Source organism: Pseudomonas sp. PDM25, assembly GCF_019219045.1.
Classification (GTDB): Bacteria; Pseudomonadota; Gammaproteobacteria; order Pseudomonadales; family Pseudomonadaceae; genus Aquipseudomonas.
The window spans coordinates 43,093-67,759 of record NZ_JAHUWL010000004.1; the positions used below are offsets into that span (position 1 = coordinate 43,093).

Annotated in this window: 20 protein-coding genes; 8 read left to right on the forward strand and 12 right to left on the reverse strand. The window is 59.9% G+C overall.

Going from position 1 to position 24,667, the window contains the following annotated elements:
* Nucleotides 1-75: 75 nt before the first annotated feature.
* Complete coding sequence (locus tag KW848_RS08375; RefSeq protein WP_218536550.1) at nt 76-975, forward strand: homocysteine S-methyltransferase family protein; 900 nt, start codon at nt 76-78, stop codon at nt 973-975.
* Between the two features lie 117 nt (nt 976-1,092).
* On the opposite strand, the gene KW848_RS08380 is transcribed toward KW848_RS08375, so the two are convergent.
* From KW848_RS08380 to KW848_RS08390, 3 genes are read right to left on the reverse strand one after another with little or no spacing between them, the layout of a single operon-like run.
* The gene (locus tag KW848_RS08380) at nt 1,093-1,764 is read right to left on the reverse strand and encodes a GNAT family N-acetyltransferase (RefSeq protein WP_192408822.1); all 672 of its coding nucleotides are present in this window, start codon (nt 1,762-1,764) and stop codon (nt 1,093-1,095) included.
* A gap of 17 nt (nt 1,765-1,781) precedes the next feature.
* A complete protein-coding gene (locus KW848_RS08385; protein ID WP_218536551.1) occupies nt 1,782-2,228 on the reverse strand; it encodes a GNAT family N-acetyltransferase in 447 nt (148 codons plus the stop codon).
* Between the two features lie 9 nt (nt 2,229-2,237).
* Nucleotides 2,238-2,861: an FMN-binding negative transcriptional regulator gene (locus KW848_RS08390; protein ID WP_218536552.1), complete on the reverse strand. Its 624-nt coding sequence runs from the start codon at nt 2,859-2,861 to the stop codon at nt 2,238-2,240.
* 90 nt (nt 2,862-2,951) lie between these two features.
* Here KW848_RS08390 and KW848_RS08395 point away from each other — a divergent pair, with 90 nt between their 5' ends.
* Entirely contained in the window at nt 2,952-4,502 is a 1,551-nt protein-coding gene (locus KW848_RS08395) for a PLP-dependent aminotransferase family protein (RefSeq protein WP_218536553.1), read from the forward strand.
* Nucleotides 4,503-4,624: 122 nt separating this feature from the next.
* Here the strand turns inward: KW848_RS08395 and KW848_RS08400 are convergent, their stop codons facing one another.
* The 7 genes from KW848_RS08400 to aspA form a co-directional block, all read right to left on the reverse strand.
* Nucleotides 4,625-9,250, reverse strand: coding sequence for a dermonecrotic toxin domain-containing protein (locus tag KW848_RS08400; protein ID WP_218536554.1), 4,626 nt, complete (start codon nt 9,248-9,250; stop codon nt 4,625-4,627).
* 160 nt (nt 9,251-9,410) lie between these two features.
* Entirely contained in the window at nt 9,411-10,511 is a 1,101-nt protein-coding gene (locus tag KW848_RS08405) for a polyamine ABC transporter substrate-binding protein (RefSeq protein ID WP_111448226.1), read from the reverse strand.
* Nucleotides 10,512-10,523: 12 nt separating this feature from the next.
* A complete protein-coding gene (locus tag KW848_RS08410; protein ID WP_192408832.1) occupies nt 10,524-11,555 on the reverse strand; it encodes a histone deacetylase family protein in 1,032 nt (343 codons plus the stop codon).
* Nucleotides 11,556-11,817: 262 nt separating this feature from the next.
* Nucleotides 11,818-12,810 carry an AraC family transcriptional regulator gene (locus tag KW848_RS08415; protein ID WP_218536555.1) on the reverse strand — a complete coding sequence of 331 codons (993 nt, stop codon included), beginning with the start codon at nt 12,808-12,810 and terminating at the stop codon, nt 11,818-11,820.
* Nucleotides 12,811-12,985: 175 nt separating this feature from the next.
* Nucleotides 12,986-13,990, reverse strand: a complete 1,005-nt coding sequence (locus KW848_RS08420; protein ID WP_111448229.1) for an asparaginase — start codon at nt 13,988-13,990, stop codon at nt 12,986-12,988.
* A gap of 131 nt (nt 13,991-14,121) precedes the next feature.
* Nucleotides 14,122-15,573 (reverse strand): sodium:alanine symporter family protein, encoded by a 1,452-nt coding sequence (locus KW848_RS08425; protein WP_192408838.1) that lies wholly within the window; start codon nt 15,571-15,573, stop codon nt 14,122-14,124.
* Nucleotides 15,574-16,097: 524 nt separating this feature from the next.
* The gene (gene aspA / locus KW848_RS08430; protein WP_111448231.1) at nt 16,098-17,522 is read right to left on the reverse strand and encodes an aspartate ammonia-lyase; all 1,425 of its coding nucleotides are present in this window, start codon (nt 17,520-17,522) and stop codon (nt 16,098-16,100) included.
* Nucleotides 17,523-17,702: 180 nt separating this feature from the next.
* On the opposite strand from aspA, the gene KW848_RS08435 reads away from it, so the two are divergent.
* The 5 genes from KW848_RS08435 to KW848_RS08455 all read left to right on the forward strand — a co-directional run bounded on the left by KW848_RS08435 (nt 17,703) and on the right by KW848_RS08455 (nt 21,519).
* Nucleotides 17,703-18,620, forward strand: coding sequence for a LysR substrate-binding domain-containing protein (locus KW848_RS08435; protein WP_008150030.1), 918 nt, complete (start codon nt 17,703-17,705; stop codon nt 18,618-18,620).
* A 331-nt stretch (nt 18,621-18,951) separates the two neighbouring features.
* Nucleotides 18,952-19,443, forward strand: coding sequence for a 5-(carboxyamino)imidazole ribonucleotide mutase (purE, locus tag KW848_RS08440; RefSeq protein ID WP_008150032.1), 492 nt, complete (start codon nt 18,952-18,954; stop codon nt 19,441-19,443).
* Nucleotides 19,444-19,454: 11 nt separating this feature from the next.
* Complete coding sequence (locus tag KW848_RS08445; RefSeq protein WP_008150034.1) at nt 19,455-20,537, forward strand: 5-(carboxyamino)imidazole ribonucleotide synthase; 1,083 nt, start codon at nt 19,455-19,457, stop codon at nt 20,535-20,537.
* 110 nt (nt 20,538-20,647) lie between these two features.
* Nucleotides 20,648-20,893 carry a GlsB/YeaQ/YmgE family stress response membrane protein gene (locus KW848_RS08450; protein WP_008030708.1) on the forward strand — a complete coding sequence of 82 codons (246 nt, stop codon included), beginning with the start codon at nt 20,648-20,650 and terminating at the stop codon, nt 20,891-20,893.
* 89 nt (nt 20,894-20,982) lie between these two features.
* Nucleotides 20,983-21,519: a DUF3299 domain-containing protein gene (locus tag KW848_RS08455; RefSeq protein WP_192408840.1), complete on the forward strand. Its 537-nt coding sequence runs from the start codon at nt 20,983-20,985 to the stop codon at nt 21,517-21,519.
* Nucleotides 21,520-21,644: 125 nt separating this feature from the next.
* On the opposite strand, the gene KW848_RS08460 is transcribed toward KW848_RS08455, so the two are convergent.
* Nucleotides 21,645-22,544 carry a D-hexose-6-phosphate mutarotase gene (locus tag KW848_RS08460; protein WP_218536556.1) on the reverse strand — a complete coding sequence of 300 codons (900 nt, stop codon included), beginning with the start codon at nt 22,542-22,544 and terminating at the stop codon, nt 21,645-21,647.
* 57 nt (nt 22,545-22,601) lie between these two features.
* The gene (locus KW848_RS08465) at nt 22,602-23,006 is read right to left on the reverse strand and encodes an acyl-CoA thioesterase (protein WP_111448233.1); all 405 of its coding nucleotides are present in this window, start codon (nt 23,004-23,006) and stop codon (nt 22,602-22,604) included.
* A 362-nt stretch (nt 23,007-23,368) separates the two neighbouring features.
* Here KW848_RS08465 and KW848_RS08470 point away from each other — a divergent pair, with 362 nt between their 5' ends.
* The gene (locus tag KW848_RS08470) at nt 23,369-24,667 is read left to right on the forward strand and encodes an MFS transporter (RefSeq protein WP_218536557.1); all 1,299 of its coding nucleotides are present in this window, start codon (nt 23,369-23,371) and stop codon (nt 24,665-24,667) included.

Sequence of the window (24,667 nt, forward strand, 5' to 3'; positions counted from 1 at the left end):
GATGGTGCGTATTAAATAGTTATAAGAACGACTCTGATAGTGAGTTATTTTCATAAGCTTATGAGTGAAAAGCATATGGGCACAGCAAGCACGGTAATTCTGGATGGCGGCATGGGTCGTGAGTTGCAGCGTCGAGGCGCGCCGTTCAGACAGCCCGAGTGGTCGGCGCTGGCCTTGAGCGAAGCGCCGCAAGCGGTAGAGGCGGTGCACACGGCTTATATCGAAAGCGGTGCGAACGTGATCACCAGCAACAGTTACGCGGTGGTGCCGTTTCACATTGGCGAAGAGCGTTTTGCAGCAGAAGGGCAGGCGCTCGCGGCGTTGGCCGGTGAGCTGGCGCGACGCGCGGTAGAGGCTTCGGGCAAAGCGGTGCGCGTGGCCGGCTCATTGCCGCCGCTGTTTGGGTCCTATCGTCCGGACCTTTTCGACGCTGCTCGGGCGGCTGAATTGTTGGCGCCGCTGGTGAAGGGGCTGGCACCTCATGTCGATCTGTGGCTGGCGGAAACCCAGAGCTCGATCGTTGAAGCGCGAGCGATCCACGCCGGTCTGCCAACGGACGGCAAGCCGTTCTGGCTGTCGTTTACCCTGAAGGATGAAGACACGGATGAAGTGCCGCGCCTGCGTTCGGGTGAGTCGGTGGCTGAAGCCGCCACCGTGGCGGCGGAGCTGGGCGTCGAGACGTTGCTGTTCAACTGCAGCCAGCCGGAAGTGATCGGTGCTGCGATTGATGCCGCGCGGGAAACCTTCGAACGTCTGGGGGTGAAAATTCACATCGGCGCGTACGCCAATGCCTTCCCGCCGCAACCGAAAGAGGCCACGGCCAACGACGGTCTGGACCCGCTACGCGAAGACCTTGATCCGCCGGGTTATTTGCAGTGGGCGGCTGATTGGAAAGAACGCGGCGCCAGTCATTTGGGTGGTTGCTGCGGGATTGGGCCGGAGCATATTGCGGTACTTGCCCAGAAATTGGCGTGAAGCCAATCGCGAGCAGGCTCGCTCCCACATTGGATCGGGCTAATCACACAGTGTGAGCGACCCCAAACCCTGTGGGAGCGGGCTTGCCCGCGAAGGCGTCGGTCAGGTCGCCGAAGATTACCCGCGGCACTCGGCCAGGGTTTTCACCTGCCCCGAATCCGTCTGGTTCTCATCGGACAGCCAGCGCTCAAACCCCGCCCCGATTGCTGGCCATTCCGAGTCCAGAATCGAATACCACGCCGTATCCCGATTCTGTCCCTTGACCACCATGTGCTGGCGGAACACCCCTTCAAAACTAAACCCCAGCCGCTCCGCCGCGTATTTGGAGCGGGCGTTGCCGTTGTTGCACTTCCACTCCAGACGGCGATAACCCAGCGCAAAGGATTCCCTGGCGAGCAAATAAACCGCCTCGGTGCTTTTCGGCGAGCGCTGCATCGGCGCACCGAAAGTGACATGGCCGATCTCGATTCGGCCTTGCGAAGGAACAATCGACATCAAACTGAGGAGGCCTTGCACATCGCCGCTGGTACGGTCGATCACACTGAAAAAATATGGATCGCTATTGGCCGCGTGATTGTTCAGCCAATCGTTGAACGCACTGCGTTCCGGGAACGGCCCGTAAGGCAAATAGTCCCAGAGTTTCGGGTCGGAACCCGGGCCTTGCAGGGCCTTCCACAATCCGTCGGCATGACGCGCCGGATCGAGTTTTTCCAGGCGGATGAAACGCCCTTCAATGGTTTGGACGGATGGCGCCGGAACGCCTTTCCAGTCGGCGAGTGAAGTCGACATGCTGTTCTCCTTGAACCTTACAGGGCTTTGCGAAACTGGATGAAACCGGGGCGTTCGGCGATGCGCTCGTAGAGCTGGATCGCGGTGGCGTTGGTTTCGTGGGTCAGCCAGTGGACCTTGCAGCAACCGTCCTCTTTGGCTGTGGCGTAAACGAATTCGATCAACTGCCGGCCGACGCCAGTGCCGCGGGTTTCAGGCGTTACCAACAGGTCTTGCAGGTAGCAGGAGTTTTCGATGCTCCAGTTCGAACGATGGTAGATGAAGTGCACCATGCCCACCGCCTTGCCATCGGCCCAGGCCAGCGCGGCATGGGTCGGTTCGCTCGGGTCGAGCAGGCGCTGCCAGGTGCTTTGGGTGACGGCCTCTGGCAGTTCGGTGTTGTAGAAACGCAGGTACGCTTGCCACAAGGGCAACCAAGCGGCGTGGTCGTCGGCGGTGACCTGGCGGATGTCGATCTGACTCATGTTCGTTCCTTAACGCATCAAGTGGGCGAGGGCCTGGTCGTGCACATCGGGGCTGGCGGCAAGCCCCTCGCGCACACCGGTGATGTCTGCAGCGTTGCGGTTCTGGCTGAGCTTGCGTTTGCCTTCCAGGCGCTGGATCGGCAAGGCAAAACCGACGATGGCCTTGAGCATTCCGTCAATGTAGTCGGCGGGGGCATCGGCGACCTTCCATGGACTGGCGCGACCCGCTTCATGACGATCAGTCAGCGCACTGACCAGCGTGCGCAGGCGATCGGCATCGGTGAATACTTCGGCCGTGCCGTACGCATGCACGGCGACGTAATTCCAGGTCGGCACGACTTTGCCATGCTCGGCTTTGCTCGGGTAAAACCCCGGGCTGACGTAAGCCTCGGCACCAGCGAAAATCACCAGGGCTTCGGCGCCGTTCTGCAGTTCCTTCCATTGCGGATTGGCCTTGGCAAAGTGTCCGTAAAGCGTGCCATTCGGGCCCTGGTCTGAACTCAACAGCAGCGGCAAATGGCTGGCTTGCAGACCTTGTTCCCCGTGTGTGACCAACACCGCGAGGCGGGTGCCGAGTATCTGCTGGTGCAGTTCATGCAAATCATCGATGGCAAAGCTGCTTGGCGTGTACATGGAGATTTTCCTTGGCGAATGCCTGCATCCTAGGCAGGCTATTGGTCTGTTGTAAGAGCCATTAACGACCAATTTCATAGGTCCATTACCATGACCCGCGAGCCACTGTCCTTGTCATTCAACCCGGCGGGTATCGAACTCGATCGCCGTCAGGGTTTGAGTCGTCAGCTCTATCAAGCCTTGCGGGTGCGAGTACTCGACGGTCGGCTGGCCAGCGGTACGCGATTACCGGCCAGTCGCGATCTGGCGGCGGCGTTGTCGATTTCCCGAAACAGCGTGGTTCGGGCCTACGATCAGCTCTACGCCGAGGGCTTTATTGAAGGACGTGTGGGTGACGGGACGTATGTCGCGCAATTGCCTCAATCCGTGTTGCCGGTGAAAAAACTATCCACAAAAGTATCCACAGGGTTGTCAACAGGGTTACCCACAGCCTTATCCACAAATTGGCTGGATTTACCTGTGGTTTCATCCAGCAAAGTTATCCACAGCGGTGCACTCGGACGCGTGGAAAAGAACCATTTGGCCTTGCCGCCGAGTGGTCCGCCCCGTGCGTTTCGGGTCGGTGTTCCGGCGTTCGACCTGTTTCCTTTCGAGGTGTGGGCCAAGCTGAATGCGGCTTTCTGGCGTAAACCGGATTTGCAGCAGTTGTGTTATGGCGATCCGGCAGGCGACGCCCGTTTGCGCGGCCTGATTGCCGCGTATTTGCGCAGCTCCCGGGGGATGCAGTGCACGGCTGAGCAAATAGTGATCACCAGTGGCGCACAGCAGGGGATTAGCCTTTGTGCACAGCTGCTGGTTGAGCCAGGCGATGGCGTCGCGATCGAGAATCCAGGATATCGGGCGGCAGGTCATGCATTCGCCGTGGCCGGTGCGCGATTGCACGGGGTGGCGGTGGACAGCGAGGGCATCGACTGCACCGAATTGAACGGGCTCGACGATTGTCGATTGGCCTATGTCACGCCGTCGCATCAATACCCGACCGGGGTGGTGATGAGTCTGGCGCGGCGGCTGGAGTTGTTGGCCTGGGCCGAGCGAACCGAGGGTTGGATCGTCGAGGATGATTACGATGGCGAGTACCGTTACAGCGGCGCGCCACTGGCACCGCTGGCTGCGCTGGATCGTCACGGGCGGGTGCTCTACGTCGGCACGTTCGGCAAAGTGGCTTTCCCGGCATTGCGCCTGGGTTATCTGGTGCTGCCACCGGCATTGGTGGACGCTTTCGCCCAGCGTCGCGCGGTCGATGTTCGGCATTCCGAGGTGAGCACCCAGGCCGTCATGGCCGAGTTCATGGCGGCCGGGCATTTCCAACGGCACATCCGCCGCATGCGTCGCGCTGCGTTGAGTCGCCGCAACACGCTTCTGGCCAACTGGCCCTCGGACATTCCCGGGGTTGGCAGCCTGCCGAGTGTGGCGGCAGGGCTGCACTTGACGGTGGCGGTCGACACTCAGGCCCGCGAGCGCGAACTGATTGAAGCCGCCGCCAGCGTCGATGTCGAGATCAATGGCCTGAGCAGCTACTGGTTGCCGGATTCGAGCACCCCGGCGGATCAGCGAGCGGGGCTGGTGCTCGGTTTTGCGGCGGTGCCGGAAGCGGCCATCGAATCAGCGCTTGCGCGTTTGCGCAGTACCTGGCGCCGGTAAAGGGCGCACTGGTGATTCGACGCAGTACGTAGTCGGCTGCAGGATCGTCTTTTCATCTCGCTGTGCAATGTCTTGGACGCTGACAGCGAGATGAACGGGAGAGCTGGTCGGTGGAGGGTGCGTCAGGAAGTGCTCACCTTGGGAAGGAACAGCGATCGGGCCAGCTGAGGGCTGATCCTGCTGCGATAGATCTCGATCGCTTCCTGGTTGCTGGTGCTTGCCCCTATATCGACACTGCCAAGCAGCCGTTGCTCGCGGGTTTTCAAATGAGCGGCGGTATAGGCCTGGACCTCGTCCTTGAGCTGGGCGTAGTGAAAGTGGGCGTACCAAAGCACGCGGGCGGTGGTGGCTTCCCGCACTTCGTATTCCTGCAGATAGTCCCGGCGCTGCCCTTTGAGTCGACGTCGGTCTCCCACGTGCACGATGTCGACTTCGCCTTTGCTGTGTAACCACTCGACGCGGGCGGCGGTAGGCGGTTGTCGTTTGGTCATTTCAAGCCGCAGGCGATGGCCTTCGGCATAGAGTCGGGTGGTTTGTGTGGCCAGTTGCGTCAATACCGGTTGTGCCTCGTTCGTATGATCCAGCGTGGCATTGCTTTGGATGAGCGCTGCGTTGATCGCCTTGGCGGCTTCTTCAAGGCGAGAGGCCTGCTGGTGGAACGCTTCCTCTATTTCCACCGGGAGCTGCCAGGACTGTTTTGAGTCAGCTTCGGCACGTTGCATAAAGGCGGGCAGAGAATCCAGCAGCGATTGTCCTGCCGTTATGCGTGCCCCCGGGTCAGGCAGGCGCCCTTTGGGAGCCTGCGGTTTCTTCGTCAGCCGTTCGACCCAGACCCCAGGGGTCTTTTCGTGGAAAGTGGCGATCACCTTGCCGGTCACCGGGGCTGTGACGTCCACGAGGACCATTTTTCCCGGCGCGTTTTTCCGGGTATGTCCGATCAGGGTGCCTTTGAAGCGCGTCGTGATGACCCTCTTGTTTGATGCCGATGAGGTGCGTGACGGGCCGGGCACAGGCTCCAGGAGTCGCTGCTCGCGCAGCAAGTCCGCCAGATGCCTTACGGTCTGTTGATTGAACTCCTCGATACGGCCCTGCAGTCGCACAAATTGCTTTTGCACGATCTGCTCCTGGTAGGTCGCTGTGAAGCTCTTGAGGCGCTGTTCGATGGCGGCGAACTGGTCGACCAGACTGTTCAAGGCCTCGATCCGGTCACCCGTGTTCAGCAGCTGCTCATCACCCATCAACTCCATTGCACTATTCACCGTCAGATCGGCATCTTCGACAATCTGCTCGATGGAAGCTTTGGCTGCAGACCGTTCGGGCGTTTCGCCAGATTTGAGGCACAGCTCGCGGGCAAGGGTGACTTGTAGGGACTTGAGGTCCGGGAGGTTGAATTTAGGCAGTGATTTTTGGTAATCGAGGAGCAATTGCTCAGCGTTTTTGCCCAGTCGCCTCAACTCCTGGAAGCGCAACTGAGCGAACTCGACCTTCTGAATAATCCCTTCGGTCAGGTCTGACATGGTTTCAAACGTCCCGGTGGGAGGAGGAGAGCCGCTTTTTTCTTCGGCATCGAGATGTTCCGTGGTCAGCTTCAGGGCATCGACGAATGCCGGGTATTTCTCGTCGATCCAGGTTTGGTTGAAAAACAGTTGAGTTCCCAGCATTTCGATCATCGCGACGCGATAGTTGGGCACTTCTTCGACCAGACTGAGCGATTTGACTTTCTCGATCGTCGTTTCATATTCGACGGTGCGTTCCTCAAGTTTTTCGAGAAATGTTTGTCGAGCGGTATCGACTGTTTCTGCGGGAGCCTCTTTCATGGCTTTGTAGGCGTCGGTAATACTTTTTCGTTTGGCCGCCATCTGCGCATCGAAAACGGCCAGATGAGTCTTGATCTCGGCGGTCTTGCTTGCGTTGGCCTTTTGCAATGCCTTGAGCCTGCTTTTCTTGCCGCCACCCCGCAGTCGCAGCCTGATATCGATCACCCATTCGCCTTTGGAATTGTTGATCAACAAGGGGCCGGTGATGGAAGGTTGCTTGCGGGTATCGATGATCTGAACGATTTCATCGTCGTTCATGAAGACTTCGAACCATCGTTCGCCAACCGGGGCATAGTATTTGGACTGATGTGCATAGAGGTGTTTGTACAAGCCTTCGGTACTGGCCGCTCCGAGTCCTTGCGGTTTGGGGATTTTGTATCGGTCCAGGGTTGGCCCAAGCCCTGCGCTGTTGTTATTGAGTACGGTTGTTGGGTGAAGCGAGGACTGGTGTTCAGCCGGCAGATAATCGTCAGCAATATCAGGCAGTTGTATGCTGGCCGGGGTCTGGGCCGGAGGACTTTTCTGCGTGCCGGCAATAACGGGCTTTTCGGTCTGCGATACACGGTCCCGTTCGGGTTGGCGTCGGGCGGTCGCGTGGTGAGCCAGCACCATGCCCAGGGTCAGGAACAAGTCGGTCAGGGCGGACCATTGTGCCGTCGTATCCTGGTTTTCCCGGGCCTCGATGCCTTCTTGCAGATCGTCCAGAATCTGCCAGATCCACGCAGCCGTTCCGGCGGTTCGACCGAGAAACGGCAACACGGCGCTGAATATCATCCAGGCGTGTTGTTTGAAACTGGCCCAGCGGCTTTCGGCATTGGACACCGAATCCCGCTCGCTCTTCATGATCAGCGCGTTGGCGTTGGCCTTGAACAGTTTCATCAGGCGGTCGTGTTCGATCACTTTCTGCCCGAACGACACCGGCCCGCTCATCTGCCGGGCAATGCTTGAGTCGACCAGCAGTTGTGACAACGTCCAGACCGAAGGCAATTCCCCCGGGAAGACATACTGCGAATAGTTGAACCGAACGTTGTCCGGCAACCATGCCAGGGTTGATGCCCGCAGCTCCTTGGAGTGTTTGATCGCATACAGCAGGTTGGCGGCCGTGGGGTACTGCGTCAGCGGTTGCTCAAGCAGTGGGCGATAGAGAATGCAGGGCCCCTTGTCCATGTCCCGTGGCCCGATCACAAACATGTTGGTGACTTCATCAGGGGTTTTGTCATTCCGCTGGCTGGGGATGAACGCCAGCGGGCGGATGACGATCTCTTGTCCGTCGACCCACCGGTCGGCGTTCAGCACATTCATTGCCGCCACGACGTAGCGATAGCCCTTTTCGTCGATGCCATGTTCGCCCAGGATTTTGCTTTGCAATGCTTGCAGCGCCAGCTGAATACGCAGGTTACTGGCGTAGAGGCGTTGACGCCGCAGCGATTCCAGCGGGTCATCCAGTAGCTTGCTCTTGACCCACGCGGGGTAGGTCGCACCGATATCGACAGCGCTGATGGCCGTCTTGACATAGTCGGCCGTCATCCAGGTCGGCACCGCTGTGCCGTCTTTGTACTGCACCGACTGGTTGCCCAGCGGAAGGGCGATGAGGTTCTCAAGTGCCAGTTCGGCAAGGTCCAGGCGTTTGGTCTCGCTCATGCCGGGAGCCGTGAATGTCCCCCACACCACTTGACTGACAATAACGATCTCGACGTTCTCGAGCTTCATGGTGGCAACGTCGCTGTGGCTTTTGAGCATGTGGGCCCGAAGTGCATCCAGCGCGAATGTCTTGATCGGAGCAATATCGTCGTCGAAGGATTTTCCGCTGTTACGCAGTTGCAGCAGCGCCAGATCGAACAGGTGTCGGCTGTAGCAACCCAGATCGAATGGCGAAGTGTTTTTCAGCCATTCGGGGATCAGCCGCTGCACCTTTTCGAAGTGCGAATCCTGCTCGGTTTGAGTCCTGCCGCTCACCTCTGCTGCGGGATGGGTGAGGGTGTTGATCGCCGGCCTGTTGGTCCGTTTTGCAATCTCCAGGCTGGCAATAGCATCAGCCTGGAGCGCAATCAGTGCGATGGCCTGATGATCAAAAAAATTCCCGGAGGGTTCGAACAGGCGCCATTGAAGCGTGGCCTCGGGGGGCAGCTTTTCAACATACTTCGGCAAGACCTCGCCCAGCTTTTCCAACGATTCATACGCCAGAAAGCCCGTTGCGATGGAGTGGGTCAGAACGATCGAGCGTGTCCCGACGGTGCCGATCACGACGGTCAGATCCGTACGATTGAGGTGGCTGGACACTGCGCCATCGAGCCGGTCGAGGTCGATCAGGCAGACCCGAATCTTGTAGGTGTCATGGGGGGTACGCAACTTTGCATCGGGATAGTTGAAGACATTGCTGGCAATGGCCAGCTGGTGCACATCCCAACCCTCAACTTTTTTTACATTCCAGACCTGGCGCAATGACTGCGACAACTCCTGCCAACGCAGGGTCGTGCCATGGGTGGGTCGGTCCCAGTACTCGAGTTGTTGTTCCTGATAAGCCACCAACAGGAGGGGGGACAGCTTATTGATCAGGCGTCCTATCGCATCGATCTTGACCGGAAGGTGGATAGGCGTAGTCGCTCCGGGATTCAGGCTCAGGAAATGTTCACCGTCGAGATAGGTCACCGACTCGCCTGAGCCGGAGTGCCGCAGCAGCGTGTCCGTCAATGACTCGAATCTCAATGGTCCGGGGTGGACAGTCCCGGCGATGATTTTCCAGGTCGGTGTGACGACCATCGCCATTGCGGGGTTAATGTCCAATTGTGGGTACAGCTTTTTCAGGTCGTCTCGAAGAATACGAGTGGCCACCTCCCTGATAGAGGGGCCAGTGACCAGTTGGGTGAGCAGATCACTTGGATTGCTGGATGCCGCATCGGCTTCGACAGCATTCGTTTCGGTAGAAGACATGTGCATTCCTTTCTGAGTGGCTGGGACGTGTGCGCCAACGCGTCGGTCAGGTTCAGAAAGTAGCGGGGTGGGGGATCGGTCGGGCGGTACTTAAATATCGTCAGGTAAAAAAAAGACCCGCACGGGGCAGGTCTTCAATGGTGCGTAAACGATGGGTTGTTCAGGTCCCCGACTTGATCTTGGTCCAGGCCCGGGTCCGCGCCCGTTCGGCGTCACGGGGCAGCGGTTGCAGGGTGTACAGCGTGCTCATCGCCGTTTCGGTCGGGTACAGGTTCGGGTTGTTGCGGATCGCCGGGTCGACCATTTCCGTGGCGTCTTTGTTCGGGTTCGGGTAGCCGACGAAGTCGCTGACTGGCGCAATCACCTGCGGCTGCAACAAGTAGTTGATGAAGGTGTAGGCGTCTTCCGGGTTCTTCGCGCCTTTGGGGATGGAGAGCATGTCGAACCAGATCGGCGCGCCTTCTTTGGGCAGGCGCATGTCGACGATCACGCCGTTCTTGGCTTCCTTGGCGCGGTTGGCGGCCTGGGAGAAGCTGCCGGAATAACCGACCGCGACGCAGATGTCACCGTTGGCGATGTCGGCCATGTACTTCGAGGAATGGAAGTAGGTGACGTACGGACGGATCTTCATCAACAGCGCTTCAGCCTTGTCGTAGTCCGCCGGCTTCTTGCTGTTGGGGTCCAGGCCGAGGTGTTGCAGGGCCAGTGGCAGGATCTCCGACGGCGAGTCGAGCAAGGCCACGCCGCACTGCTTGAGCTTGCTGATGTTCTCTTCCTTGAAGATCAGGTCCCAGCTGTCCACCGGTGCGTTGTCACCCAGCGCAGCCTTGATCTTGTCCGGGTTGAAGCCGATCAGGATGGTCCCGTACATGTATGGCACGGCAAATTTGTTGCCCGGATCGTTGGCTTCGATCAGCTTCATCAGCTTGGGATCGAGGTGGTTCCAGTTCGGTAGTTTGCTGCGGTCCAGTGGCTGGAAAACGCCGGCCTCGATCTGCTTGGCAAGGAACACGTTGGACGGCACCACCACGTCATAACCGGAGTTGCCGGTCAGCAGCTTGGCCTCTAGCGCTTCGTTGGTGTCGAAGATGTCGTAGACCAGTTTGGTCTGGGTGTTCTGGGCCTTGAAGTCTTCCAGCGCTTTGGGGGTGATGTAGTCGAACCAGTTGTAGACGCGCAACGTTCGCTCTTCAGCATGAACGGCGCCACTGAGCACGGTGGCGCACAGAGCGGGAGCGATAAAACGCTTGAGACTGATCATTGTTCTAATTCCTCATTGGGCGCTTTCAAAACCTTCGAGAACGTTCACGGCATTGATGCCGATTTCTTCTACCGCATAGCCGCCTTCCATCACGAACAGCGTTGGCTTGCCGAGGCCCGCGATGCGTGCGCCCATGGCCAGGTAATCCGGGCTGTCGAGCTTGAACTGGGAGATCGGATCGTCCTTGAACGTATCGACGCCCAGGGAGACGACGACGATATCGGCGCCGTACTTTTCGATCTCTTTGCAGGCTTGTTCCAGCGCGGCACTCCAACTGTCCCAACCGCTCCCGGCGGGCAAAGGGTAGTTGAAGTTGAAGCCTTCGCCGGCCCCTTCACCCCGTTCATCTTCATAGCCGAGGAAGAACGGGAACTCGGCTTCGGGATGACCATGGATCGAGGTGAACAGCACGTCGCTGCGCTCATAGAAAATCGATTGAGTGCCATTGCCGTGGTGGTAATCGACGTCGAGGATCGCGACCTTTTTATGGCCCTGATCGAGGAACGCCTGTGCAGCGATGGCGGCATTGTTGAGGTAGCAATAACCGCCCATCAAATCGCTGGCGGCGTGATGTCCTGGTGGGCGACACAGGGCGAAGGCACTGCGGGCGCCGCGTTGAATGACGGCTTGAGCGGTCAACGCGACTTGCGCCGCGCTGTACGCCGCTTGCCAGGTGCCGGCGGTAATCGGTGCGCCGCCGTCGAAGCTGTAATAACCGAGTTGGCCGTGCAGGCTGGTGGGGATGATCCGGCGCAGGGTGCGGGCCGGCCAGGTGTAGGGCAGCAAGTCGCCGTCGGTACCGAATTCGGTCCAGCGCGCCCAGGCACCTTTGAAGAAGTCGAGATAGTCGCGGCTGTGGACGCGCGCGATCGGGGCGAGGCCGAAATCCTGCGGCGCTTCGACCGGACCGAGGTCGCGGCACTGCACGCGCTGCAGAACATGGTCGGCTCGCGAAGGCATTTCGAAGCAGGGCATCAGTTGCCCGTCCATCAATTCGCAACGGCCGTGGTGCAGGTGGTGATCGTCCGAGTAGATCGTCAGCATTTCTTGTTCTCCGCAGGCTGATTCGGTTGAACACAGTCTTGCGGCGCGCGGCGTTTGAGAGAACGGCAGGAAAGGCCAAAAGGGGATCGATATGGCCAAAAGAATTGACCGGAATTCGCCCCTCTGTGGCGAGGGAGCTTGCTCCCGCTCGGCTGCGCAGCAGTCGCAACCCGGCAAATGCTCTCTGAAGGGAGGAATGCGGTGGTTGGTTTGGGTCTGCTGCGCAGACCAGCGGGAGCAAGCTCCCTCGCCACAAGGGTGGTCAGGGCCTGAACTGACTCGGCGCCACGCCGCTCCAGCGCACGAACGCATGACGGAAACTCGCGGTTTCGCTGAACCCCAATGCCTCGGCGATTTGATAGATCGGTAGTTGGTCCTCGCAGAGCATGCGTTTGGCCTGCTCGAACCGCAGTTCATCGAGCAGCTCTTGATAGCTGCACCCCAAGTCCTTGAGATGTCGGCGCAAGGTGCGTGCCGAGCAGTTCAACTGTTCAGCCAGCCCATCCAGGCCCGGCGCTGCGCTCAATTGTGCTGCGAGGAGTTGGCGGATGCGGCCCAGCCAAACCTGACGACCCGTGAACTCGGTGTTTTGTTTGCGGCAGCGTTCGGCCATGGCCTGATGGGTGACGGCGTCGGCCAGAGGCAGGGGGTGCTCCAGCCAGGCTTTGTCGAAGGCAAAGGCGTTGGACGCAGCGTCGAACTGCAAGGGGCAATCGAAACGTTCGGTGTAGCGTGCCTGATAGTCCGGCGCCGGGTATTCGAAGCGGGCGCCCAGCAGCGGCAACGGTTGGCCGAGCAGGTCTTCGCAAGTGACCTTCATCGACACCAGGCAAAACTCGACATTGAATGGCGCCAGCGCAGGGTTTTCCCGATAGTCGCCAGCGGTGAGCCAGATGCGCTCGTTATCTTCTTCCAGGCTCAACTCGAACAGTGTTCCCAATAGCGCCGGGTAGTGCAGTGCCAGCCGCAAGGCGTCACCTAAAGTGGCGCTGGTGAGTAAGGCGTACCCGAGCATGCCGTAGGACGACACATGCATTCGCCGACCCAATTCCAGGCCGATGTCACGCTTGAGCGCGACGGCGTTGGCGCAGACCTGCATCTCCTGATTGGTGGTGATACGCGTGTCCGCCCGGCTCAGATCCGCCGCGTTGATGCCGCTGCCGGCCAGCAGCGCTTCGCTGGACAAGCCCTCGACCTTGAAGGTGTTGAGCACCAGAGAGACAGCGTTGAGGGTGGTGAGATGGGAGTGCAGCATGGGGTGTGTTCCAGCCGTTAAGTAGCTGGAGGCGAGCAAGTTACATGCCCAACGACGATCCTGTGGGAGCGGGCTTGCTCGCGAAAGCGTCCTGTCAGTCACATTGATGCAGGATATGCTGCCGTCTTCGCGAGCAAGCCCGCTCCCACAGGGTTTTGTATTGTGTCAGCTCAATTCAGCTCAGTTCGCCGCACAGGTCGAGTTCAACAAGGCGCCGCACTTCAGCGGTGTCGAGCCCGGCACCCAGCAAGCCATGCAACTTGCCGAACGCCGCTTCACGGGTCATGCCGCCGCCCGAAAGTACGCCGACGCCACGCAGCCGACTGCCTGCCTCGTAAACATCCAGCTCGACGCCACCTTCATGGCATTGGGTGACGGCTACAACGACAACCCCTTTGTCCCGCGCCCGTTCCAGGCTGGCGAGGAACTCTGGATTGTCGCTGGGCCCGGTGCCGCTGCCGTAGCACTCCAGCACCAGGCCTTGAATGCCGCTGTCGAGCAGGCCGTCCAGTATCTCGGCGCCGATGCCGGGGAACAGCGGCAGCACAGCGACTTTCGCCAATTGCCTGGGCTGGTTGTAGGTCAGCGATGCCGGTATCGAAGAAGCCTTTTCACCGCCACCCTGACGCTCAAGTCGCTTGAACGGATGACGACCGAAACTGCGCACTTTCGCGCAGCGGGTCGGGTCCAGCAGCTCGCCATGGAAGTACAGATGAACGCCCGGCGCCAGGCCCTGACCCAAAGCAACCAGCGCGCCACTGAGGTTTTCCCAGGCATCGCTGTCGGTCACGCCGGCCGGCAGCATGGAACCGGTGAACACCACGCGGGCGTGCAGACCAAGCAATTGAAAACTCATGGCCGCCGCGCTGTAGGCGAGGGTGTCGGTGCCATGCAGGATCAACACGCTATCGCAGCCCTGGACATCGACGGCGTCGACGACCGCTTCACGCAGTTGCTGCCAGTAATCAGGGGTCATGTTGGCGCTGTCGATCAGCGGCGACATCTCACGAAAGCGCCACTGCGGTACGACAAGGTCAGGCTGGCTGTGCAGATACTCGCGCATCCGGGCTTCGAAACCGGACGCCGGGGCCAGGCCGTGGGCGCTGGCTTGCATACCGATGGTGCCACCGGTGTAGAGCACCATGACGTGCTGGGCGGCAGGATAGGAATTGGGAGTCATGGGGGAAATCTCCTGGCAGGTGGGAGCGAGCCTGCTCGCGATAGCGGTATGTTAGACACTAATGTGTCATCTGACAGTCCGTCATCGCCAGCAGGCTGGCTCCCACAGGTTGTGCACCCGTCGTTTACCGATCAGCGTTGCGCTGCGGGTACGCCTTGCGGCTCGGCTTCAGCCTTGGTGGCGGCCGCTGGCGGATTGGCTGGCCACGCTTTCAAGTCCAGGTCCAGATCCGGGAATTTGCTCGAATCGAACACGGGCGTCTTGATGCCGGCCGCGCGCTGGTCATCGTAGTCACGCAGGATGCGCATGCCGACTTTGAACAGCAGGAACAGCGCGATCAGGTTCACGAATGCCAGCAGGGTCATGGTGATGTCCGCGAAGGCGAACACCGTGCCGAGGTTTTCGATAGCGCCCCAGAAGATCAGCACCAATACCAGCGCGCGGTAGCCGATCAGCGCTTTGCGGTTTTCACCGATCAGGAAACGCAGGTTGCTCTCGCCCAGGTAGTAGTTGTAGAGGATCGAGGTGAACACGAACAACGACAGGGCCACGGAGATGAAACTCCGGCCCCAGTCACCGACCACGGCGGCCAGGGAGTTCTGGGTCAGGGCAATGCCATCGCCTTCGAAGCCTGGGGTGTAGAAGCCCGAGAGCAGGATCAGCAACGCGGTGCAGGTGCAGATCACGAAGGTGTCGAGGAACACGCTGAACGCCTGAACCACACCCTGTGCCACCGGGTGCTCGACCGATGCGACAGCAGCCACGTTTGGTGCACTGCCCAGGCCTGCTTCGTTGGCGAACACGCCACGCTTCACGCCCATGACGATGGCGCTGCCGATCAGGCCGCCGAAGGCTTGATCCAGACCGAAGGCGCTTTTGACGATGGTCATCAGCATCGCCGGCACGTGATCGAATTGCAGCACGATCACGTAGATGGTCACGCCGATGTACACCAGGGTTTTCACCGGCACCAGCAGGTCAGCGACCTTGGCGATGCGCTTGATCCCACCGATGAACACCAGACCCAGCAACACCGCCAGGGCCAGACCGGTGTAAGTGGTGTCGAGGCCGAACGCGTTGTTCAGCGAGTGGGTCACGGCGTGGGATTGCAGACCGTTGAAAGCGAAGCCGAAGGTGATCAGCAGCAGGAACGCCATGATCATGCCCAGCCAGCGTTTCTGCAGGCCGTGCTGGATGTAATAGGACGGGCCGCCACGGTAGGTGCCGTCGGAATCGCAGCGCTTGTAGAGCTGGCCGAGGGAGCATTCGAAGAAGCTGCTGGACATGCCGACCAGCGCGGTCACCCACATCCAGAACACCGCACCTGGACCACCCAGGGTCACGGCGATACCGACACCGGCGATGTTACCCGCACCGACGCGGCCGGCGAGGCTGAGCATCAAGGCCTGGAACGAACTGAGTTGCCCGGCGCTGCTTTTGAGGCTGTCGCGGAACACCGCGAACATGTGGAAGAAGTGGCGCAATTGAACGAAACGCGAGCGGATCGTGAAGTAGCTACCGAGCCCGACAATGAGCACGATCAGTACTTTCCCTGAGAGGAAGTCGTTAATGACTTCGAGCATGGATTATTCCTCGCTGTTTTTTGTGTAGGCAAATGCTGTGCGGTCAGAAATATCGCGTTACACCGGATTGCACGCGGCAAAACAGGTGAGGCGAAGGTTCGTCCCGATTTCATATTGCGGGTTTGTTATTAGTTCGGGTTTCGCATGGGTTTGGGCCTCGTTACCGACGACCGCTCACGCGAAGAGGGGCGGCACTATACCGATGAGCGTGCCGTCCGTCTGCACGATTGTGGTGCAAGCGACGAAACGAAGCTTTGAAACACCCGACGTTACCGGCGTCGGGCTTATGTGAAAGCTGTTTCATGTGGGAGCGGGCTTGCTCGCGAATGCGGTCTTGCATCCACCATTTCTGGTGACTGACACACTGCCTTCGCGAGCAAGCCCGCTCCCACATTTTTCAGCTTCCAGACATTCTGTCTTGCTGCCAAATAGTTAAAAAAAAGGGCTTGGGGAATAAATCCCCAAGCCCTCAAAAGGTGAGAGGTGTCTAGTCCCTCGACCTGGTGAGCGTGTGCAGCGTTTGATCAAGCCTTAAGCGGAACCAGACGCGGAGCAATCATGTTTTCCGGGCGCAGGATGTCGGCGAGCATTTCATCGTCGAGCAAGCCTTCTTCGCGCACCAGTTCCAGCACGCCGCGGCCGCTTTCGAGGGCGATACGGGCGATGCGGGTGGCGTTTTCATAGCCGATGTACGGGTTCAGCGCGGTGACCAGACCGATCGAGTGCTCGACCAGTTCGCGGCAGCGCTCTTCGTTGGCAGTGATGCCGACGATGCAGTGCTCGCGCAGCATGTCCATGGCGCGTTGCAGCAGGCGGATCGAGTCGAAGATCTTGAACGCGATCAGCGGTTCCATCACGTTCAGTTGCAGTTGGCCGCCTTCGGCTGCGATGGTCAGCGCCAGGTCGTTGCCGATGATCTGGAACGCTACCTGGTTAACCGCTTCCGGGATAACCGGGTTGACCTTGCCTGGCATGATCGAGCTGCCTGGCTGACGCGCTGGCAGGTTGATTTCGTTGATGCCGGTGCGTGGGCCGCTGGACAGCAGGCGCAGGTCGTTGCAGATCTTCGACAGCTTGACCGCAGTGCGCTTGAGCATGCCGGAGAACAGCACGAAGGCGCCCATGTCGGAGGTGGCTTCGATCAGGTCGGCAGCCGGGACCAGCGGTTGACCGCTGATCAGGGCCAGGCGCTGAACGGCCAGGTGCTGGTAACGCGGGTCGGCGTTGATGCCGGTACCGATCGCGGTGCCGCCCAGGTTCACTTCGGTCAGCAATTCCGGGGCCAGCGTCTTCAGACGGGCCAGGTCTTCGCCCAGCGTGGTGGCGAATGCGCGGAATTCCTGGCCGAGGGTCATCGGCACAGCGTCTTGCAGTTGGGTACGGCCCATTTTCAGGACGTGAGCGAACTCTTGGCCCTTGGCGGCGAACGCCTGGATCAGGCTGTCGAGGCTGGCCAGCAGCGCGTCGTGACCCAGCAGCAGGCCCAGACGGATCGCGGTCGGGTAGGCGTCGTTGGTCGACTGCGCCATGTTCACGTCGTTGTTCGGGTGCAGATATTGGTATTCGCCCTTCTGGTGACCCATGGCCTCCAGCGCGATGTTGGCGATGACTTCGTTGGCATTCATGTTGGTTGAAGTGCCAGCGCCGCCTTGAATCATGTCCACGACGAACTCTTCGTGGAAATCGCCGCGGATCAAACGTGCACAGGCTTCGCTGATGGCAGCGTGCTTGGCTTCGCTCAGGTGACCCAGCTCGCGGTTGGCGTCAGCGGCGGCTTGTTTAACCATCGCCAGGCCGACAACCAGCTTCGGATAATGCGAAATCGGAACGCCGGAGAGACGGAAGTTGTTCACCGCTCGCAGGGTCTGGATGCCGTAATACGCTTGAGCAGGTACTTCGAGTACGCCAAGCAGGTCTTTTTCTGTGCGGAAAGATGCAGCGGAGGACATGATAGAAATCATCTCGATATGGACCCGGTCTGTGCCGGAACACCGCAAATGCTAGGCTTGTGGAGAATTTTGGGCCAATGCTGTTAAACACTAGCCTATGCACATTCGGCATAATGCCCATGTGACGCCGTGTCTGCGGCGAGCGTGTGACCTAAATTGGTGCGTGTCCGGGAGGCCGTGATGAACCTTGAAAGTAAGTGGCTTGAGGACTTTAGTGCCCTGGCCGCCACCCGCAGTTTCTCCCAGGCTGCCGAACGGCGCTTCGTGACGCAGCCGGCATTCAGCCGACGGATCCGCAGCCTTGAAGCCGCGCTGGGGCTGACCCTGGTCAATCGCTCGCGCACGCCGATCGAACTGACGGCGGCAGGGCAGCTGTTTCTGGTCACTGCGCGGACGGTGGTCGAGCAGCTCGGTGAAGTGTTGCGTCACCTTCATCACCTGGAAGGCGGGCAGGGCGAGGTGATGCAGGTCGCCGCCGCTCACTCCCTGGCGCTGGGTTTCTTCCCGCGCTGGATCGCGCAGTTGCGTAATGAAGGCCTGAACATCGCGACGCGCCTGGTGGCGACCAACGTCGGTGATGCCGTGCATGCCCTGCGTGAAGGCGGTTGCGATCTGATGCTGGCGTTCTACGACCCGGATGCGGCGATGCAGATGGACCCGGAAATTTTTCCGTCGCTGCACCTTGGCAATACCGAAATGCTCCCGGTCTGCGCGGCGGACGCCGAGGGCAAGCCGCTGTTCGATCTGGAAGGCGAAGGCAGTGTGCCGCTGCTCGCCTACAGCGCCGGTGCATTTCTCGGGCGTTCGGTGAACATGCTGCTGCGCCAGCGTGCGCTGCGCTTCACCACCATCTATGAGACCGCCATGGCCGATAGCCTTAAAAGCATGGCGCTGGAAGGATTGGGCATCGCCTGGGTGCCGCGGCTCAGCGTGCGCGCCGAACTGGCTCGGGGTGAGCTGGTGGTGTGCGGCGGCCCGCAATGGCATGTGCCGCTGGAGATTCGTCTGTACCGCTGCGCGCTGGTGCGCAAGGCGAACGTGCGGTTGTTGTGGCGCAAACTGGAAGGCGGCGCAGCCCAAGGAACAACCGGATCCTGAGCTCGCGGAAGACTAACTGTGGGAGCGGGCTTGCTCGCGAATGCGGAGTGTCAGTCAACGAAGATAGCGAATGTCAGACCGCATTCGCGAGCAAGCCCGCTCCCACAAGGGATTTTTGGTGTATTTGGTTGACCTTCGAGTCAATAAAACCGGCACTTTGCGCCGTATGACAGATGGTCGTATCGGGGGCTGTTTATCTGCTTCATTGAGGTATACTGCGCGGCCTTCGGCCGGTTCGTCCGGCCATAATTCGTACAATCAAGCCACGCATATTGCGTGGCTTGTTGTTTTTTGACGCGCCTGCGGGCGCCCAGAGAGAAGAGGCACGACGATGAGTGCACTGGTTGGCGTGATCATGGGCTCCAAGTCCGATTGGTCCACCCTTAGCCACACCGCCGATATGCTGGAAAAGCTCGGCATTCCTTACGAGGTGAAAGTGGTCTCTGCCCACCGCACCCCGGACCTGCTCTTCCAGTACGCCGAAGAGGCTGAGGCGCGGGGCATCGAGGTGATCATCGCCGGTGCCGGCGGCGCGGCGCACTTGCCAGGCATGTGTGCGGCCAAGACCCACCTGCCGGTGCTGGGCGTGCCGGTGCAGTCGTCGATGCTCTCGGGCGTCGATTCGCTGCTGTCCATCGTGCAGATGCCCGCGGGCATTCCGGTCGCCACCCTGGCCATCGGCAAGGCCGGTGCGATCAACGCCGCGCTGCTCTCGGCGAGCATTCTCGGCGCCAAGCACCCGCAGTTCCACGCGGTGCTGAAAAAATTTCGCGCTGAACAGACAGACAGCGTCCTGGAAAATCCAGACCCACGCATCGCCTGAGGTTGTTGACGATGAAGATCGGTGTAATCGGTGGCGGCCAGTTGGGTCGCATGTTGGCGCTGGCGGGCACTCCGCTGGGCATGAACTTCGCTTTCCTGGACCCCGCGCCGGATGCTTGCGCAGCCGCGTTGGGCGAACACCTGCGGGCCGATTACGGCGATCAGGACCACCTGCGTCAGCTGGCCGATGAAGTCGATCTGGTGACGTTCGAGTTCGAAAGCGTCCCGGCCGAAACCGTCGCGTTCCTGTCGCAATTCGTCCCGGTATATCCGAGCGCCGAAGCCCTGCGCATCGCCCGTGATCGCTGGTTCGAGAAGAGCATGTTCAAGGACCTGGGGATTCCCACCCCGGCGTTCGCCGACATTCAATCGCAAGCCGATCTGGACGCTGCTGTGGCTTCCATCGGTCTGCCGGCCGTGCTGAAAACCCGCACCCTGGGTTACGACGGCAAGGGCCAGAAAGTTCTGCGCAAACCTGAAGACGTGGTCGGTACGTTCGCCGAACTGGGCAGCGTTGCCTGCTTGCTGGAAGGTTTCGTGCCGTTTACCGGTGAAGTCTCGTTGATCGCCGTGCGCGCTCGCGATGGCGAAACCAGGTTCTATCCGCTGGTTCACAACACCCACGACAGCGGCATCCTCAAGTTGTCCGTGGCCAGCACCGACCACCCGCTGCAAGCCTTGGCAGAAGACTATTCCAGCCGTGTGCTCAAGCAGCTGAATTACGTCGGCGTGATGGCGTTCGAGTTCTTTGAAGTCGACGGTGGCCTCAAGGCCAACGAGATCGCCCCGCGTGTGCATAACTCGGGTCACTGGACCACTGAAGGCGCTGAGTGCAGCCAGTTCGAAAACCATCTGCGGGCCGTTGCCGGTCTGCCGCTGGGTTCGACGGCCAAGGTCGGCGAGAGCGCGATGCTCAACTTCATCGGTAAAGTGCCGGAGACCGAGAAAGTCCTGGCCATCGCCGATTGCCATCTGCATCACTATGGCAAGGCGTTCAAGGTCGGTCGCAAGGTCGGTCACGCTAACCTGCGTTGTGCAAACCGCGAAACACTGGCCGCGCAGATCCTCAAGGTCGAAGCGCTCATCGCCGAGTGAACAGTTTCATGTGGCAGCGGCGGAACCATTCAGGGGTCGCCGTTCTCTCATGGCAGGATGCAGAAGTCTGACTAGGCTTTCGCATAGCCATTCAATCAGAGGGAAATGCCATGGGAATTATTGGAACCATCTTTATCGGCTTGATCGTCGGCCTGCTGGCTCGGTTCCTGAAACCGGGCGATGACAGCATGGGCTGGATCATGACCATCCTGCTCGGTATCGGCGGTTCGCTGGCGGCCACTTATGGCGGCCAGGCTCTGGGCATCTACCAGGCCGGTCAAGGGGCAGGCTTCATCGGTGCGCTGGTTGGCGCGGTGGTGTTGCTGGTGATCTACGGCTTGATCAAAAAGAACTGATCCAAAGCGACAAAGCCCCCTCTGCGCCGCACGCAGAGAGGGCTAGAATGCTCGGCGTTGTACCGTCCTCTCCTTTGCCGAGCACCTTCATGCGCCGTCTTTTACTGACTATCCTTTTATTGGGCTCGGGCCTTGCCCATGCCGGCGAGCTGCCGGAAACCGACTGGCTCGAACTGATGCCCAAGTCGGACCAGAAAGCCCTCGAGGCCATGCCCGAAATCGACCACAACTCCCCCGAAGCCAATGGCACCTTTACCAAAAAGGGTGGCATGAAGCAGAGCAAGGGCTTGCCGGCGGTGATGTATTCGACCAAAACCGTGCCGTCGATGAACGACAAGAACATCCGCATCGGTGGTTATCCGGTGCCGCTGGAATCCGACGCCCAGGGCCGCAGCACACTGTTCTTCCTCGTGCCGTATCCGGGCGCCTGCATCCACGTGCCACCACCGCCCCCAAACCAACTGGTGTTGGTGCGTTATCCGAAAGGTTTGAAGCTGAATGACATCTATACACCGCTGTGGGTGACTGGCACGCTGAAGATCGAGAAGGTCAACAATGACCTGGCTGACGCGGCGTATGCGCTGGATGCGGCGAAAGTGCGGGTGGTAAAAGAATCAGATCTCTAGCAGCCACCCGAAATAACTGTGGGAGCCAGCCTGCTGGCGATAGCGGTCCGTCAGATACTTTCAATTTGACCGACATGACGCCATCGCCAGCAGGCTGGCTCCCACATTTCGTATTGCGGTATGACTTAGAGCGGTTTTGCGCCGATGCTGACGCCCAAGGTATGACTAGCCCCCGGCGCCAGCGTCACCACATCATCCATCACGTTCGCCGTTTCAATGCACAGCATGCGCTGCCAGCCATCGTCGGCCATGTCGCTGAACGCCGCGGCGCGTTCAATCCACGGATTCCAGATCACCGCCGAGCGTGAACCGCTGCTGGTCAGCTCGATGCGCCGTTCCCAGGCCGGATCGACAATGCTCAGCTTCGCCGGGGTATTGAGATAGATACGATCGGTCTCGCCGGCAAAACGCAGATCGCCGGTCTGAGTGACGGTTTTCCAGTCGTCCAGGGTTTCGATGTAACTCAAGCCATCCAGCCCTTCGACATGCACTTCGCGTACATCGCTGACCGCGAAATAGCTGTGCAGCGCCTGGCTGATGGTGACTTTGTCTGTGCCCTGGTTATGGCTGGTCAGACTGATGTGGAGTTGCTCATCCAGACGAATGCTCAGCTTCAAATCCACCTGATGCGGCCAGCCTGGCAAGCCGCCTTCAGGGTAAGGCAGAACAAACTCCACCTTGAGGCTTTCGCCCTCGGTTTCAATGCCGCCCAGTTCCCAATCCATCGCCCTTACCAGCCCGTGGGCGGTCGGCGCTTCGTTGCTGGCGCGCATGGCTTGAACGCTCTGCGGATTACGCGCCAGATTGCCGAACCACGGCCAGCACACCGGAACCCCGGCGCGGATGCTCTTGCCAGCCTTGAACACTGCCTCGTCGTTGAGCCAGATCAGCGGCGGTTCCCCGGCCACTTGATAACTGAGGATGTGCGCGCCTTGCTGGGCAACCAGCAATTCGGCCTGCCCGTGGCGGATGCGCCAGCAGTTCAGTTCATCCAGTTTCACGGCTTCAACGTTGGGCGTGCTCATGGGGCAACTCTCGATCAGGAACAATGACTGCAATGGACCGCAGAAAGGTCGCAGTGTTTAACGGGCTCTTGGCGGAACCGAACGGGTGCGACCGCTGCCGTCGATGGCGACGAACACAAACACGGCTTCAGTCACTTTGCGCCATTCGCTGGACAGCGGATCGTCACTCCAGACTTCGACCATCATCTGAATCGAGCTGCGGCCGATTTCCAGTGCCTGGGTATAAAAGGAGAGCTGGGCACCCACCGCGACCGGAACCAGAAACGCCATGCGGTCGATCGCCACCGTAGCCACGCGGCCAGCCGCGACTTTGCTGGCCATTGCGGTGCCGGCCAAATCCATCTGCGACACCAGCCAACCGCCGAAAATATCGCCAAAGCCGTTGGTTTCGCGGGGAAGCGCGGTAATTTGCAGGGCCAGGTCGCCTTGCGGGATTGGATCTTCTTGTTCGAGCTCTATCATGCCGGGGGTGCCTCTGACCCGTGACTCTCATAAGTACTTCAGGTGAATAGCCGTCTCAAGGAAAAACGATTCAGCCCCGAACATACTACGTTCGTCACGTTTTTCGTAAGGCGCCTAAAGGGAAACTCTGCGAAATCGACTGGTAGAGCCAGCAGCGTCTTCGCACAGCAACCCTTGCAAGCTGTCGCAAGATTGCGAGTATATCGATCGGTAGACTCCGAGACGACCGTCCGGTTCTCTTTTCGACCGTCAAATACGCACCTCTATGTGCTTTTTCGAACAATTTGCTATCGTGCCGGACCTGCCCAAGCCTCCGCCAGCGTTGTTGAGGTTGCAGATCCGACTATAAGAGAAGCCTTGCCATGACCACAGCGCCCTCGAGCATCGCGCAGTCCACTCAATCCGCACGTCCGCTGACCCGCAGCGATTACAAGACTTTGTCGCTGTCTGCCCTGGGCGGTGCGCTGGAGTTTTACGATTTCATCATCTTCGTGTTCTTCGCCACGGTGGTCGGCAAGCTGTTCTTCCCGGCCGACATGCCCGAGTGGCTGCGCTTGATGCAGACCTTCGGGATCTTTGCCGCCGGCTACCTGGCGCGGCCACTGGGCGGCATCGTCATGGCGCACTTCGGCGACCTGCTGGGACGCAAGAAGATGTTCACCCTGAGCATTTTCATGATGGCGGTGCCGACCCTGATCATGGGCCTGCTGCCGACTTACGCGCAGATCGGCATGTGGGCGCCGATCCTGTTGCTGCTGATGAGGGTAATTCAAGGCGCTGCGATTGGCGGTGAAGTACCGGGCGCGTGGGTATTCGTTTCCGAACACGTGCCGCAGCGGCACATCGGCTACGCCTGCGGCACCCTGACCTGCGGCCTGACGGCCGGTATCCTGCTGGGCTCGCTGGTCGCCACCGCAATCAACAGCCTTTACACCCCGGTCGAAGTTTCGGATTACGCCTGGCGGATTCCGTTCCTGTTGGGTGGCGTATTCGGCCTGTTCTCGGTTTACCTGCGCCGCTGGTTGCACGAGACGCCGGTATTCGCCGAGCTGCAACTGCGCAAGGCCCTGGCAGAAGAAGTGCCGCTGCGCGCCGTGTTGCGCGACCATCGCGGGGCGATCCTGATTTCCATGCTGCTGACCTGGCTGCTGTCCGCCGGCATCATCGTGGTCATCCTGATGACCCCGACCGTGCTGCAGACCGTGTACCACTTCTCGCCAACCACCGCGTTGCAGGCCAACAGCCTGGCGATTGTGTTTCTGAGCCTGGGTTGCGTCGCCTCCGGTGCGCTGGCTGACCGCTTCGGCGCGGGTCGTGTCTTCGTGTTCGGCAGTGCTGCGTTGCTGATCAGTTCATGGACCTTCTACCACAGCCTGTTCAACCACCCGGACTGGCTGTTCCCGATGTACGCCTTGACCGGCTTGCTGGTCGGCACCATCGGTGCGGTGCCGTATGTGATGGTCAAAGCCTTCCCGGCGGTGGTGCGCTTCAGCGGGCTGTCGTTCTCCTACAACCTGGCCTACGCCATCTTCGGCGGCCTGACCCCGATGGTGGTCACCTTGCTGCTCAAGGAAAGCCCGATGGGGCCTGCCTATTACGTAGCGATCATTTGTGGTGTCGGGGTTCTGGTGGGTACCTACCTCTGGAAGAAAGGTCGATAA